This window comes from Microbulbifer sp. SH-1 (genome assembly GCF_011326135.1).
Taxonomy (GTDB): domain Bacteria; phylum Pseudomonadota; class Gammaproteobacteria; order Pseudomonadales; family Cellvibrionaceae; genus Microbulbifer; species Microbulbifer harenosus.
In genome coordinates this window covers 549,647-565,000 of the sequence record NZ_CP046948.1, presented here as the reverse complement: position 1 = coordinate 565,000, position 15,354 = coordinate 549,647, and the positions used below count along the sequence as shown (strand labels likewise).

Sequence of the window (15,354 nt, the reverse complement as noted above, 5' to 3'; positions counted from 1 at the left end):
CCCAAATCGCGCGTGTCGCGCACTTAATCACCAAACCCGAGGCAAATCAACTGCAACGACGCAATTAGTGCTGAAGCGAAGCTTGCGATTCCCGGATCGCCGATATAATCGGCTGATTGGTTTCACTTGATATTGTCTTTCACCCACTCTGGCACTGCTTCGAGCAGTGCCGGCAGTGCGTCGACATTCACACCGCCGCCCTGCGCCATATCCGGGCGACCACCGCCCTTGCCGCCCAGCTCACCAGCGGCAAAACGCATCAGATCGCCAGCCGCCAATCGACCGGTCAGGTCCTTGGTTACCGCGGCAACCAGCGCAACCTTGCCTTCACCTGGCGCAGCCAGCAGCAACACTCCGCTGCCCAATTTGCTTCTCAGCTGATCCGCCAGGTCCCTCAGGGACTTCGCATCCGCACCTTCGATAGAGGTCGCCAGCAGTTTCACACCAGCAACTTCAACCACTTCACTGCTGAGGTCGCCGCCAGCACCGCTGGCAAGCTTGGTTTTCAATTGCGCCAGCTCTTTTTCCAGCTTGCGATTGTTAGCCAGCAGCTGCTCCACCTTCTCCGCCAGATTTTCCGGTCGGGCTTTCAGCAGCGCCGCCGTGTGATCCAGTCGCTGCTGGGCCTGGTCAAAAAGAGCGAGCGCATGCGCGCCGGTAACAGCTTCGATACGTCGCTGTCCGGATGCAATACCGCTCTCCCCCACGATGCGCAGCAAACCGATGTCACCGGTGCGCTTTACGTGGGTGCCACCGCAAAGCTCCACAGAGAAGGTTCCGGAATTACTGTGTTCACCCATGGACAGAACGCGAACGGTATCCCCGTACTTTTCACCGAATAGCGCCATGGCTCCTTTCGCTTTAGCGCTTTCGATATCGGTTTCTTCAGTCTCTACCGGTGTGTTCGCGCGGATTTGGCTATTGACCAGCGCCTCAATCGCACGCAGTTGCTTGGTAGTCACAGCTTCGGGATGAGAAAAATCGAAACGCAAGCGTTCGGAATCCACCAGCGAACCTTTCTGGGTGACATGCTCACCAAGCACTTTACGCAAGGCGGCGTGAAGCAGGTGAGTAGCCGAGTGGTTGAGTGCGGTGGACTGGCGCACCTCTGCCGCTACATCGGCTTCAACCTCGTCACCTACCACAATGCTTCCGGACAGGAGTTTGCCGTGATGCAGGTGGTGGCCACCCAGCTTGGTGCAATCGGAAACCTCGAAACGACCAGACGCTCCCTGCAGGTAACCACTGTCGCCGACTTGGCCGCCAGACTCCGCGTAAAACGGCGTGCGATCCAGAACCACGGCTCCCGATTCGCCCTCCTCCAGGCGCTCAACCTGCTCGCCATCTTTGACAATGGCCAGAACTTTACCAACTGCAGAAGTGCCGCTGTACCCGAGGAACTCTGTTGTACCTTCGATATTCAAACTGCCGGTATAGTCCTGCTTGAATTTGCCCGCCGCGCGAGCGCGCTGACGCTGCGCTTCCATGGCGGTTTCGTAACCGGCCATATCCAGAGTCAGGCCGCGCTCACGGGCAATATCCTGCGTCAGATCTGTCGGGAAACCGTAGGTATCATGCAAAGTGAAAACGAGGTCACCCGGCACTTCGGTACCTTCGAGCGTCTCCAGAGCCTCATCCAGCAGCGCCAGTCCTTTGTCGAGCGTTTTAGCAAACTGCTCTTCTTCTTTACGCAGAGCGTTCTCGATGATGGACTGCTTTTCACGCAGTTCGGGATAGGCCTCCCCCATTTCCTGCACCAGCGCCGGCACCAGCTTGTAGAAGAAAATCTCGTTGTGGCCGAGTTTGTGACCGTGGCGGATCGCGCGGCGAATAATGCGGCGCAAAACAAACCCGCGCCCCTCATTGGACGGCATGACACCGTCAGCAATCAGGAAAGAGCAGGAGCGGATGTGGTCGGCAATCACGCGCAGGGACTTTTCTTCGGTATCGGTACAACCGACGATCTCTCCAGCCGCCTTCAACAAGGCCTGGAACAGGTCAATTTCATAATTCGAATGCACTCCCTGCATGACTGCGGCGATACGTTCGAGGCCCATACCAGTATCTACGGAAGGCTTGGGCAGCGGGTGCAGTTCACCGTCGGCGGAACGCTCGAACTGCATGAATACCAGGTTCCATATCTCGATATACCGATCCAGATCGTCATTTTCCGAACCGGGCGGGCCACCGGGAACATCCTCACCGTGATCGTAAAAAATTTCTGAACTGGGACCACAGGGACCGGTGTCGCCCATCTGCCAGAAGTTGTCTTCATCCAGACGGGAGAATCTGTCCGCGCTGACCCCAACTTCTTTCAGCCAGATATCAGCAGCTTCATCGTCGCTAATGTGAACGGTAACCCACAGGCGCTCTTCCGGGAGATTCAGCACCTTGGTCAGAAATTCCCAGGCAAACTGAATCGCTTCACGCTTGAAGTAGTCACCGAAGCTGAAATTGCCCAGCATTTCGAAAAAGGTGTGATGGCGCGCGGTATAGCCGACGTTTTCCAGATCATTGTGTTTGCCGCCGGCGCGCACACAGCGCTGCGAGCTGGTCGCCCGCACATAGGGGCGCGGATCCTGCCCGAGGAATGTATCCTTGAACTGCACCATGCCGGCATTGGTGAACAGCAGGGTCGGGTCATTGCCCGGTACCAGAGAGCTGGACGCCACACGGGTGTGCCCCTGCTCGGCAAAATAGTTGAGAAATGCTTCGCGTATCTGTGCGCTCTTCATCCAGCCAATTTCCACATCGTCAGTAGTAAACATCGGTACCGGCGATCGGTACCATTCTTCGAAATCTCTGCTCAGCCCTGCAGACCGTCGGCCAGCCCAGCTTCAGGCATCTTGCGTTGAGCCAACAAATGGATGTGCAGGTGAAACACGGTCTGCCCCGCGCCGCGGCCGTTGTTGACCACCAGGCGGAAACCATCGTCCAGTTTGAGGCGCCGTGCCATTTCAGCGGCCACCCACATCAGGTGCCCCAACAACGGCGCGTCTTCTACCTGCGCCTCCGCGAGACTGACCAGCGGCTTGCGGGGAATGATCAGAAGGTGTGTCGGCGCCTGAGGTGAGCGATCTTCTATGACGATACATTGATCATCGTCGTATAGCCGCCGAGCCGGTAGCTCCCCGGCCATGATCCGGGTGAACACACTACTTTCCGCCATTTTCCACCTCCCTGGTAAGGCCGTATTCGCTGCGGATTTACTTTTCCAGCTTTTCGTCCGTTGTCAGCTGACGGGCTTCCGTCTCCAGCATGACCGGGATGCCGTCCCGGATCGGGTAGGCAAGACCACTGGCTTTGCACACCAGTTCCTGGGTTTCTTCACGATATTCAAGCGGTGCCTTGCTGACGGGACAGACCAGCAGACTCAACAGTTTCTTGTCCATGATTCACTCTGCGCAGGCCCGAAGCCCGGGATGACCGGGCCTCAGGTCAAAAATGACCGCGTATGGTACAACGCTTTTCGGGGGTTTTCACCGGCCGTCGGAGGAATTGCAGTAACAGAAATCGCGGGATTACAGCCGGCCTCAAGGGCTGACTGCATCGCGCAGGGCTGGAGAGGGGGACCGGGAGAGCGCATTGAGGTGGCCAACCAACAGATCCAGGGCTTTATCACCATCTTCCGGTTCGTTAAAAATCTCGTGGTAGGCACCGGGAAAGCGGCAAAGTCGATGCACACTGCCCGACAGGCCATTGAACCAGCGGTGACTGGCAGATACATCGACCAGCATATCCTGCTCAGGCAACAGCAGCAGGCAGGGGATCTTTAGCGCTTCGGGTTGCGCCAGCAGCTGCTCCCGCACCCGTCGGTAACCCGCATACCACCGCGGGGTTATCCTTCCGTGCACGAGCTCGTCGCCGCGGTAGGCCTCAACAATGTCGGGATCGCGACTGATCCACTGGGTCTGCAGGCGATTTGACAGTGGCAGCCCCGGGCATATATGACCCAACAGTTTCAGTAACCCGAACTCAACGCCACTCGGTTCGTTAGCCCCGACGAATGCGGGCGCCGAAAGCACAAGACTCTCAACGGCGCAGTCGTCCATCGGGTATACCACACTCGCACAGGCAATCACCCCACCCATACTGTGGCCCAGCAGATGAAGCGATAATCCCGGGTTTTCATGCCTTACCAGGCGGACAAATCGACACAGATCCCGAGAATAGTCGAAAAAATCGCCAACATCTCCGCGGCGGCCTGGAGACTGCCCGTGCCCGTAGTGATCCAGGACATACACGCTATAGCCTCGGGCGTTCAACTCGCCCGCCAACCGTCGATAGCGACCACTGTGTTCACCGAGACCGTGGGAAACGACTACGACACCCAGCGCGCATTCCACCCACCATCGCCGGTAGTGCAACCGGATTTCTCTGGATTCGAAATACATGGCACTCCTTTTCTTATGCTTATGTACGGATACTGCCACTTCGATGTTATCGAAGTATTTCCGAAAAGGGCTTTGTGCCGACCGCACCACAGGCCGAGCACTCCCTATTGGTTGATGTCATCTCATCATTCGCGTCCATCTGCGCGATAACTGCGACAGGCCGCCACCGCCCGCCCCCAACCATCAAGTAAGGCGCGGCGCTGAAGTTCGCCCATCTGGGGCAGGAAATCCTGCTCGATATCCTGCAGGGATTCGGGAAAGCGTTCACTTTCCCAGATACCGACACCGATCCCCGCAAGAAGCGCAGCCCCCACCGCGGTGGACTCAATCTGACGCGGCCGTTCGACCCGCAAGCGGGAAATATCCGACTGGAACTGCATCAGAAAGTTGTTAGCACTGGCGCCACCGTCTACCCGCAGACATCGCAGTTCCACGCCTAACGCCTGCGCCATCAGGTTCGCCAGCTCATGACTCTGATAGGCAATGGACTCAAGCGTTGCCCGCACCAGTTCCGCGCGCCCGGCCCCACGGGTCAGGCCAAAAATTGACCCGCGCGCTGCTGCATCCCAATGAGGGGCGCCGAGACCACTGAATGCAGGTACCAGATAAACACCACGCGTGTCAGGAATTGTCTGCGCAATTGACTCCGTATCCGCCGCTCTTTGAATGATACCCAGATCATCCCGCAGCCACTGCACCGCAGCGCCAGCATTAAACACCGAGCCCTCAATGGCAAATTGCGGTTGCCCAGAGCGGTCACAGGCAATCGTTGTCAGTAGACCTTCCGGTACCAGCGGCCGGCGCTTCCCCGCACTGGCGAGCATAAAGCACCCAGTACCGTAGGTATTCTTAAGACTGCCGGGCTGGATACAGCCCTGCCCGAACAGGGCGGCCTGTTGGTCGCCGGCGACACCGGCGATAGGCACCTCGGCACCGAGGAAAGCATCCGCCGCAGTCCGCGCGAAGATACCGGCAGAGGGCGCGATATCAGGGAGAATCGAGCCTGGACAGTCGAACAGGCCCAACAGATCCTCATCCCACTGACGGCGATCGAGATTGTAGAGCAAGGTCCGGCTGGCATTGGTGTGATCGGTAAGGTGCGCCCGGCCGCCAGTCAGGCGCCAGATCAGCCAGCTGTCCACGGTACCAAAACAGAGTTCTCCGGCTCTTGCACGGTGATGGAGTTCAGGAAATCGACGGAAAATCCAGCTCAATTTACTGGCGGAAAAATAGGCATCAAGCAGTAGTCCCGTACGCGCCCGCACCATGGCTTCGGCACCGGCCTGCTTAAGTTCTGTGCAGATACCCGCAGAACGACGGCATTGCCAGACAATGGCGCGATGTACGGGCTCACCGGTCTTCCGATCCCAGAGAACCGTAGTTTCGCGCTGATTGGTGATTCCCATGGCGGTCAGGTCTGTGGCGGCAATTCCGGCACGCTGCAGGGCGGCAGCACTCACCTTGAGTGTCACCTGCCAGATCTCCTCAGCATCGTGCTCAACCCAGCCAGGACGAGGGTAGTACTGGGGGAATTCAGAATAGCTGCGACCACGCAGCTGGCCGTCAGCATCGAAAATAAAGGCGGTGGTACCGGTCGTACCCTGGTCGAGAGAGAGGATCATCGCGGCTCGCTTCTGGTTATTCTACAGCCGGTCGACCCACCGGGGTGGGTGCTGTTGCTCACCCGGGCAGTATATACGCTGTAAACAGCCCTGGGGCAGCCCAGATGTTTACCACTCAGGAGCCACACTGCCCGCAATCAACTTTGCTACTGGCTTCGCCCGGCGTCTAACTCGGCCAGCGCAAACTGGATTGCATCGGAAAAAAAGCCCCGGTAGGCGAGGTAACGCTGTCGGCGGGCGCGCTCTTTCATCTGTTCTTCCCGGGTTGCCGCAGAGTCTATGGGGCGGTGGAACTTACGCTGCAGCAGGTCCAGTGCGAGCTGGTACCAATCGACCTCCTCCTGCATCTGATCCATGGCGCCCTGCACCAGCGCGGATTCCACCCCCCGCAGCTGCAGTTCCTGGCGGATGCGCAACGGCCCCTGCCCCCGCTGTACACGGGAGCGACAGAATACTTCCGCAAAGCGTTTGTCGGACTGGTAATTAAGCTCCTGCAAACGCACTAGCACCCTGTCGAACGTAGCCTCGAAATCCCCATCAGGGTACTTGGAACGAAGTTTCTGGCGCAGCTCCTGACAGGAGTGCTCGCGGCGGGAGAGGAGATCGAGTGCGCTGGTGAACAGCGCCTGAAAGAATTCGGTGGAATCCACCGCAGCTGTAGGACTGGTAGAGAAAGCAGTCTCCGACAGCCCACCTTCGGGGCCGCCGGAAACGTATCCTGGCACAGACAAAGTCAGTCTTCCGCAGCTTCCACTGCCGGTTGGGCAGCGCCGGCACCAGCATCACCCAGTAGCAACGCACGCAGCTGGGACTCGATGTCGTTGCGGATATCTGCGTTTTCTCGCAGAAACTTGACCGCATTAGCCTTGCCTTGACCGATCTTGTCGCCCTTGTAGCTGTACCAAGCACCAGCCTTGTCCACTAGACCATGCTTCACGCCATAGTCGACGATTTCACCCAGCAGGTTGATACCCTCACCATACATGATCTGAAATTCGGTCTGCTTGAACGGTGGCGCCACCTTGTTCTTGACCACTTTGACGCGGGTCTCATTACCGACCACTTCCTCGCCATCTTTCACCGAGCCGATGCGGCGGATATCCAGACGCACAGAAGAGTAGAACTTGAGCGCATTCCCCCCGGTGGTGGTCTCCGGAGAGCCGAACATCACGCCGATCTTCATACGGATCTGGTTGATGAAGATACACAGGGTGTTGGTGTTCTTGATATTGCCGGTCAGTTTGCGCAGTGCCTGGGACATCAGGCGCGCCTGCAGGCCGACGTGGGAGTCACCCATTTCACCTTCGATTTCCGCACGCGGGGTCAGCGCCGCCACGGAGTCCACAACCAGCACGTCCACCGCACCGGAACGCACCAGCATGTCCGCCACTTCCAGCGCCTGTTCGCCGGTGTCCGGCTGGGAGACGATCAGCTCATCCACATTGACGCCGAGCTTCTCCGCGTAAATCGGGTCGAGCGCGTGTTCCGCATCCACGAAGGCACAGGTACCGCCCTTGCGCTGGGCCTCGGCAATCACCTGCAGGGTCAGGGTTGTTTTACCGGAAGACTCCGGGCCATAGATCTCGACAATACGGCCGCGGGGCAGACCGCCAATACCGAGAGCCACATCCAACCCCAGTGAGCCGGTGGAAATGGCGGGAATACGCTCGCGCCCTTTCTCCCCCATGCGCATGACGGTGCCCTTGCCAAACTGGCGCTCGATCTGAGACAGCGCCGCCTGTAATGCCTTGTCTTTGTTGGAATCCATGACCTTTCCCGTGTACGTGAAGATTGGTTATTGGGAGGGAGCTTAGAGAAAAATTACTGTATAAGCAACCAGTAATCTGGAATCAGCGGTTCCCGGTCGGCAAAATCTACCGGGAGTTCGAACGGAGGAATTACTTGCGGTGGGACTCGGCAATCGACAGCAGACCGCGCAGCGCCTCGGCCACCGTCTGCGCCTGAATCTCGGCACGCGTGCCATGAAAGTGCATGCAGCGCGCATCCGCCTGTAGCGGTTCCTGCCCCACGCCGTGCGCCCATGCAATCCAGACGGTACCCACGGGTTTCTCATCGCTGCCGCCGTCCGGTCCGGCAATGCCACTGACCGCGACCGCAATGTTGGCATCCAGTCGGTTCAGTACACCCACCGCCATCTGTCGCACCACCGGCTCACTGACAGCGCCAAACCGATCCAGGTCCTGTTGGTCCACGCCGAGAAAATCCCGCTTGATACGGTCTGCATAAGAGACCACGGCGCCATCAAACCAGGCAGATGCCCCCGCAACCGACGTAATGGCGGCGGCAATGCCGCCCCCAGTGCAGGACTCAGCTGACGTCACCCGCCACTTCAGCCTCTGCAGCTCACTACCCAGCGTCTCCGCCAGGCCTTGAATATCGAGATCGACCAATTTACCCCTCCTGATCAGTCGCAGTGCATCAGATATCGCTGGCGCCAGACCCTGATCCCTGCTTCGGCGCGCAACTGGAGAACTGATAGGCTACATTGCCCACCGGATCGAAGCCCAGCTCCAGAGCCGCATCCAGCATAGCTGTGGGAATACGATGCAGCAGAATGTCACCGGTGGCACCACCACACACCGACGGGTACATGCGATCCGTGCGCACCCCGCAGCGGGATTCAACCACCTGAATGCCGCCATCTGCCAGCTTACCGCGACTCTGCTCCACAGTCAGACCGCCACCTTCACACTGTTTGGTACCGCGCGACTCCATCACCCACAGGGTGTCTGTCACCTGCCCCTGAGGACCGGTACCCTGTTGTGCTTCCGGTGCAGAGGGCGCCGCGCCGCTTTCGCTGTCCTCCGATTCTGTCGACATCGTGTCGCCTCCCGCATTCCTCGGGTCAACCGATTTGGTGTCGCGATCACCACAGCCTGCGAGCGCCAGCACCGCAAGAGCCGCTATCGCCACCATCCACTTTCTGAAGTCCATTGTCTGCTCCTCTGCTTTTCCGGTCTCTGGCTGACGGACACGGTGCAAAACCGTGTGCCGCCCCTGTCAGCTTAGCGCGAGCCAAACGCCCACGCCCAACATCAAGGTTCCCGCCATTCGATTCATCAGGCGCACATTCTCGCCCCGGCGCAGCAGCCGACTCAAGGTTCGGCCGCCACTGGCATAGATCAGCAGGCACACGAGTTCCAGAAGCAGGATAATCGCCAACAGGACACTCATCTGCGGCAACAGAGCCCTGTCCTGCTGAATAAACGGCGGCAGCAGCGCGATAAAGAATGCCCAACCTTTGGGGTTCGCCACAGCAGTAACAAACCCCTGGGTCATCATCGAAAACACAGACATCATCGGCATGCCTTGCGTGCTCGGCTCCACCAGTAGCATGCGTCCACGGGCACGCCACATCTGCACACCGAGATAAGCGAGATAGGCCGCGCCGCAATATTTGAACACCTGGAACGCGGTGGGGTACTTCAGCATGAACGCGGCAATCCCGAGTACCGCCGCGATAGCCACCGTTGCCACCCCACACAGCTCCCCCAGCATCATCCACAGCGTGCGGCGCACCCCGTACGTCATCCCCATGGTCAGCGCCAGGGTCATACACATACCCGGGGTGATAGAGACAAAGAAAAATGTCGGTACAAACAGCGCCAGAACAGACCAATCGAGCATAACAACATCCAGATGCAATCGAACATTCAGTGGTGCGCGACACTGTGGTTGCCGTAATGGCTGACGAACATGCCGGCCAGCATCAACCCGCAACCGATCAGCTCTTTCGCGCTTAACAACTCATTCAGGAACAACCAACCGGCGGCAACGGCGAACACCGATTCGAGACTCATAATGACCGTGGCGTGAGACGGCGCCGCATTGCGCTGCCCGAGCAGTTGAAACGTAAATGCGATCGCGGTGGAAAACACCATCATGTAGGCAATCGGCCAGGCCGCGTGCCACGCCGCCTGCAAGGTCGGCTGCTCTACGACGAATGACGCCACTGCCGACAACACTCCGCACACCAGGAACTGGATCGCCGCCAGACGCAAGGCATCGTACCGGTGCACCAGATAGTCTGCGGACAACACCTGAATCGCAAACACGAAGGCACTGGCAAACACCATCAAGTCGCCGATGAGCTGCGCCTGCTCGGAAAAATCCGCCAACCAGTAGAGACCGAGCAACGCCAGGGCAACGCCGCCCCAGGTCCAGCGGTTGGTTTTATGACCGAGGGACAGGCCGATAATCGGCACCAGCAGCAGGTAAAAACCACTGATGAAGCCCGCGCGACCGGCGGTGGTATAGACCAGGCTCGCCTGCTGCAGCGCCGCGCCGAGAAACAACCAAAAGCCGAGTATCGCGCCACCAGGCAGACATTTGCGCCAACGGTGATGGATGATCGCGCCCGCTGCTTCCTGTGGGTTCAGGTCCCGCCGGGAAGACAACCAGTAAACGATCGGGATCAGCAACAGGCCGCCGAGAAAGAAACGCCACGCGTTGAACGCCAGCGGCTCGATATGCGCCATGGCTATTTTCTGGGGAACAAACGCCACGCCCCAGAACAATGCTGCCAGCAGCAACAACACTTCAGCCTTCGCCTGCTTTTGCTTCATACCGCCCACCTGGCGAGCAGAGACCTCTCGGCCTCCGTCGCGAAAAAGAAAAATTTGATTCGTAAAAACGCGTCACCGCGGAATGATATGACTCACCAGCAACTGCAATGACTGCCGACCACGGAACTCATTGATATCCAGCTTGAACGCCAGCTGCACCTTTTCCACAGGAGCCGGCCAGAAATCCGTGTCGATATTGAAAGCGATAGCGTCCAACGACTGTCGCGGCGCGGCCGCCGGCGCCACCACCATTTTCAGATGGCGCTCACCGACAATCCGTTGCTGCTGCAGTACAAACTCACCATCGAACTCGGGCTCCGGGAAACCCTGCCCCCAGGGCGCGCATGCGCGCAGCATCGCAGCAGTCTCCATGGTGAACTCGTCAGCGCGCAGTTCGCCATCAGTCTCGATCACGGCCTGCAGCTGCGCAAGCGTGAGCCGGTTGCGTACGGCATGCTCGAACGCCGCGGTAAAGGCCGGCAGATTGCCCGCCGGCAAACTGAGCCCGGCGGCCATCGCGTGTCCGCCGAACTTACTGATCAATTGCGGGTGGGCGGCAGCCACATCGCTCAGGGCGTCGCGGATATGCAACCCGGGTATCGAGCGCGCCGAGCCCTTTACCAGACCGTTGTCGCCGTCGGCGAAGGCGATCACCGGGCGATGGAATTTTTCCTTGATGCGGCTGGCGAGAATACCCACCACGCCCTGGTGCCAAGCGGCGTCATACAGACACAGGCTCCACGGCAATTCGTCATTCGCCAGCTGCAACTGCTCCAGTGCCGCCATGGCCTCCCGCTGCATACCGGCCTCGATGGACTTGCGATCCCGGTTCAGGCCGTCCAGCTCCACCGCAAGTTCGCGCGCCTCTTCGGGGTCATGAGTGAGCAGACAGCGGATTCCGGTGCTGATGTCATCAAGGCGCCCGGCGGCATTGATCCGCGGACCGAGAATGAACCCTATGTCCGTAGTCGAAAGCCGGGAAATCTCGCGACCCGCAACCTCCATTAACGCCCGGATTCCCACGCGGCAGCGACCGGCACGCATCCGCGCGATTCCCTGGTGCACAAGCACCCGGTTGTTGTGATCCAGCGGCACCAGGTCCGCCACCGTGCCGAGCGCCACCAGGTCCAGATATTCGGCCATATTGGGCGCGGGAATACCGCATTCCTCAAACCAGCCTGATGCCTGCAGTGCGCTTTTCAGTCGGCTCAGCAAATAGAAGATCACCCCTACCCCCGCAAGATTCTTACTGGGGAAGTCACAACCCGGCTGATTGGGATTAACAATGGCATCCGCGTCCGGCAATTCACTGCCGGGCAAGTGGTGATCGGTTACGATGACTTTAAGACCCGCAGCCCTGGCAGCGGCCACGCCATCGATGCTGCTGATGCCGTTGTCGACAGTGATCAGCAGATCCGGCTGATACTCACGCGCGACCTGGACGATCTCAGGCGTGAGGCCATAGCCAAATTCGAAGCGATTCGGCACCAGAAAATCCACCGGACCGGCGCCGAGCGCTCCCAGCGCCAGCACCGCCAGGGTGCTGCTGGTGGCGCCATCCGCATCGAAGTCGCCAACGATCAGGATCTTGTGCTGCTGACGCACGGCTTCCGTTAACAGCGAGACCGCAGCATCCACCCCGCGCATGGATTCAGGACTGTGCAGCCGGGCAAGCTGGTGGTCGAGAGCCTGGTCGCTGTCAACCCCGCGCGCCAACAGTACCCGCTGAAGAATCTCCGGTGTGGAGGAAGTAAAACGGCCAGTGGACAAATCCACTGGCCGTCTCTGAATAATGGCGTTCATCGCGTCCGCTTGTATCCGAATCCTGTCGCTGCCGGCCAAACCGGCAAAACGCCATTCTACCGCCCCACGGGCGCGACTCAACCCGGATTCAGGTCAATGCGCGGGAGATGAAATCGTGTACCGCGGAAAGGTCGTTTGGCAGGACTTGCAACCGCTCTTCGCGCTGCAACAGGTCCTGCATATGGTGTGGCAGTGGCACACTGGTGCCCGGCAGCGCTTTGTCCACTGCTTCGGCAAATTTGGCCGGGTGCGCCGTGGCCAGGCAGACCATGGGCTCGGCGGAAGACTTGCGCGCGCGGCGCGCGGCCTCCATACCAATAGCGGTGTGCGGATCCAGCAGATATCCGGTGGACTCGAACACCTCGCGTATCACCTGCACGGTGCGCTCGTCGCCCACCCGTTCGGACGAAAACAGGCCGCGCGCTTTGGCGAGCACCCGCTCGTCGAGCTTCATTGGCGCGCTGCGGTCCGCCAGCAGCTCGGCAACGGCGGGACCATTGCGATCGTAGAGGTCGAACAACAGGCGCTCGAAGTTGCTGGATACCATGATGTCCATGCTCGGCGACAGGCTGTGTACCAGCGGCTGCGGCGAGTGGTCGTTGGCGCTGATACAACGGTGCAGAATATCGTTGGCGTTGGTGGCGATCACCAGCTGATTGATCGGTAGCCCCATACCGCGAGCCAGATAACCGGCAAAAATGTCGCCAAAGTTGCCTGTGGGCACGGAGAAATTAACCGCGCGGTGGGGGCCGCCGAGGCTCAGTGCCGCGTGAAAATAGTACACGATCTGGGCCATGATCCGCGCCCAGTTGATCGAGTTCACCGCGACAAGACGGCGCCCGTCCGGCAGGAACGACTGATCCGCAAAGCTGGCTTTCACCATGTTCTGACAGTCGTCAAAATTGCCTTCGAGCGCAATATTAAAGACGTTGTCTGACACCACGGTGGTCATCTGCTTGCGCTGCACCTCCGACACCCGGTTGTGCGGATGCATGATAAAAATGTCGATGTTCTCGCAGTGGCGACAGCCCTCGATGGCGGCCGAGCCGGTATCACCGGAGGTCGCGCCCAGCACCACCACTTTTTCGCCACGCTTTTTCAGCAACAGATCGAACAACTGACCGAGGAATTGCAGGGCAAAATCCTTGAACGCCAGTGTCGGCCCCTGAAACAGCTCCATCACCCACTCGTTGTGGCCGGTTTGCACCAATGGTGCAACGGCCGCGTGGCGGAAACTGGTATAGGCGCGCTCGATAATACCGCGCATTTCATCTTCGCTCAGGTCCTCGGCAACAAACGGCCACATGATGCGAAAGGCCAGCTCGCGGTAATCCAGGCCCGCCATATCGGCGATTTCCTGCTGGCTGAACTTGGGCAGATTTTCCGGGACATACAGGCCGCCATCGCTGGCGAGTCCGGTGAGTACAGTGTCGGCGAAGCTGAGAGACGGCGCGCGGCCGCGGGTACTGATGAATTTCACGGTGTATTCTGTTCGATTGGATTCGGAAATAGATGGGTTTTGATTAAAACGGGTTCGGCAGGCCTTGAGCGCCTGCCGTCCTTCTAAGTGCAATTAGCCGAGGGATTCAACCCGAATGCGGACCACCGGCGCCTGAATTGTGCTCAGAGCCTCGATCTGGTTGACCGCCTCCTGCAGCTGGGACTCGCGGGCGCGACTGGTGAGCAGCACAACCGGTACCAGCTCTTCGTCTTCCGCCGGCTCGTGCTGGATCAGCGCCTCGATACTGATGCCCTGGTCACTGCAGATCTTCGCCACTTGCGACATTACACCCGGCTTGTCGTGGGCGAAAATGCGCATGTAATAGCTGGTGACGGTGTCGCCCATGGGCAGCACGTCATCCAGATTGCCCTGACTGTCTTGAGTTACACCGGCCAGCGGCACCCGCTGATCCGGACGCACATTGAGCGTCCGCGCCACATCCACGATATCGGCAATCACCGCGGAAGCGGTGGCTTCGGCACCGGCGCCGGCGCCGTAATACAGGGTCGGCCCCACCGCATCGCCAGAGACCAGTACCGCGTTCATCACGCCATTGACGTTGGCAATCAAGCGACGCTGGGGGATCAGGGTCGGGTGCACCCGAAGCTCGACACCGTCTTCTGTACGTCGGGCAATACCCAAGTGCTTGATGCGATAGCCCAGCTCATCGGCATACTGGATATCCTCCCGCGCCACACCACTGATACCCTCGGTGTATACCTTGTCGAACGCCAGCGGCATACCAAACGCCAGCGACGCCATAATCACCAGCTTGTGCGCGGCATCTATGCCCTCAACATCAAAGGTAGGATCGGCCTCGGCATAACCAAGCGCCTGCGCCTGCGAGAGCGCCTCAGCAAAGCTGCGGCCCTTCTCGCGCATCTCCGTCAAAATGTAGTTGCCGGTACCATTGATGATCCCCGCCAACCACTGGATGCGGTTGCCGACGAGCCCTTCTCGCAAGGACTTGATGATCGGGATACCGCCGGCAACTGCGGCTTCGTAAGCAATGGTCACACCCTGCTCCGCCGCGGCGGCAAACAGTTCGTTGCCGTGCTCGGCGATCAACGCCTTATTGGCGGTAACCACGTGCTTGCCATTGGCAATAGCCGTCAACACCAGCTCTCTGGCCACCGTGGTTCCACCGATCAGCTCCACCACCACATCCACATCGGGGTTATTCGCCACATCGAAAATTTCGCGGGTTACGTTCAGGTGGCTGGTATCGCAATTGGGGTTGTCGCGGCGGGCACCGATCTGGACGATATCAATCCTGCGGCCACAACGGGCGGCGATTTCGTCGCAATTGCGCGCCATGACATTGACCGTACCGCTACCCACGGTCCCAAGACCACAGATACCAATACGCACTGGGGGCAGTGCGCCCGCAGTTAAGGATTTTTCCGATACCTTGATAGCTTCGTCGGCAAATGCGCTCACAACTTCCC

General features: G+C 59.3%; 14 protein-coding genes. All 14 read right to left on the bottom strand.

What is annotated here, in order from left to right; all coding sequences use genetic code 11:
* Nucleotides 1-122 precede the first annotated feature (122 nt).
* Nucleotides 123-2,735, bottom strand: coding sequence for an alanine--tRNA ligase (gene alaS, locus GNX18_RS02490; protein ID WP_166220300.1), 2,613 nt, complete (start codon nt 2,733-2,735; stop codon nt 123-125).
* 71 nt (nt 2,736-2,806) lie between these two features.
* A complete protein-coding gene (locus GNX18_RS02485) occupies nt 2,807-3,169 on the bottom strand; it encodes a histidine triad nucleotide-binding protein (RefSeq protein ID WP_138236557.1) in 363 nt (120 codons plus the stop codon).
* A 37-nt stretch (nt 3,170-3,206) separates the two neighbouring features.
* Nucleotides 3,207-3,395 (bottom strand): Trm112 family protein, encoded by a 189-nt coding sequence (locus tag GNX18_RS02480; protein WP_138236556.1) that lies wholly within the window; start codon nt 3,393-3,395, stop codon nt 3,207-3,209.
* A 138-nt stretch (nt 3,396-3,533) separates the two neighbouring features.
* Nucleotides 3,534-4,394 (bottom strand): alpha/beta hydrolase, encoded by an 861-nt coding sequence (locus GNX18_RS02475; protein ID WP_138236555.1) that lies wholly within the window; start codon nt 4,392-4,394, stop codon nt 3,534-3,536.
* Between the two features lie 125 nt (nt 4,395-4,519).
* Nucleotides 4,520-6,016 carry a glycerol kinase GlpK gene (glpK, locus tag GNX18_RS02470; RefSeq protein WP_138236554.1) on the bottom strand — a complete coding sequence of 499 codons (1,497 nt, stop codon included), beginning with the start codon at nt 6,014-6,016 and terminating at the stop codon, nt 4,520-4,522.
* A gap of 146 nt (nt 6,017-6,162) precedes the next feature.
* Nucleotides 6,163-6,741: a regulatory protein RecX gene (locus tag GNX18_RS02465; RefSeq protein ID WP_240914338.1), complete on the bottom strand. Its 579-nt coding sequence runs from the start codon at nt 6,739-6,741 to the stop codon at nt 6,163-6,165.
* An 8-nt stretch (nt 6,742-6,749) separates the two neighbouring features.
* The gene (recA, locus tag GNX18_RS02460; protein WP_138236553.1) at nt 6,750-7,784 is read right to left on the bottom strand and encodes a recombinase RecA; all 1,035 of its coding nucleotides are present in this window, start codon (nt 7,782-7,784) and stop codon (nt 6,750-6,752) included.
* 130 nt (nt 7,785-7,914) lie between these two features.
* The gene (locus GNX18_RS02455; protein ID WP_138236552.1) at nt 7,915-8,427 is read right to left on the bottom strand and encodes a CinA family protein; all 513 of its coding nucleotides are present in this window, start codon (nt 8,425-8,427) and stop codon (nt 7,915-7,917) included.
* Between the two features lie 28 nt (nt 8,428-8,455).
* Nucleotides 8,456-8,971, bottom strand: coding sequence for a hypothetical protein (locus GNX18_RS02450; protein WP_166215230.1), 516 nt, complete (start codon nt 8,969-8,971; stop codon nt 8,456-8,458).
* 66 nt (nt 8,972-9,037) lie between these two features.
* Nucleotides 9,038-9,664, bottom strand: coding sequence for a LysE family translocator (locus tag GNX18_RS02445; protein ID WP_166215228.1), 627 nt, complete (start codon nt 9,662-9,664; stop codon nt 9,038-9,040).
* 26 nt (nt 9,665-9,690) lie between these two features.
* Nucleotides 9,691-10,602 carry a DMT family transporter gene (locus GNX18_RS02440; protein WP_138236549.1) on the bottom strand — a complete coding sequence of 304 codons (912 nt, stop codon included), beginning with the start codon at nt 10,600-10,602 and terminating at the stop codon, nt 9,691-9,693.
* 72 nt (nt 10,603-10,674) lie between these two features.
* A complete protein-coding gene (gene recJ / locus GNX18_RS02435; RefSeq protein WP_138236548.1) occupies nt 10,675-12,405 on the bottom strand; it encodes a single-stranded-DNA-specific exonuclease RecJ in 1,731 nt (576 codons plus the stop codon).
* Between the two features lie 88 nt (nt 12,406-12,493).
* Nucleotides 12,494-13,885 (bottom strand): threonine synthase, encoded by a 1,392-nt coding sequence (gene thrC / locus GNX18_RS02430; protein WP_166215226.1) that lies wholly within the window; start codon nt 13,883-13,885, stop codon nt 12,494-12,496.
* Between the two features lie 93 nt (nt 13,886-13,978).
* Nucleotides 13,979-15,286: a homoserine dehydrogenase gene (locus GNX18_RS02425; protein WP_138236575.1), complete on the bottom strand. Its 1,308-nt coding sequence runs from the start codon at nt 15,284-15,286 to the stop codon at nt 13,979-13,981.
* Nucleotides 15,287-15,354 lie beyond the last annotated feature (68 nt).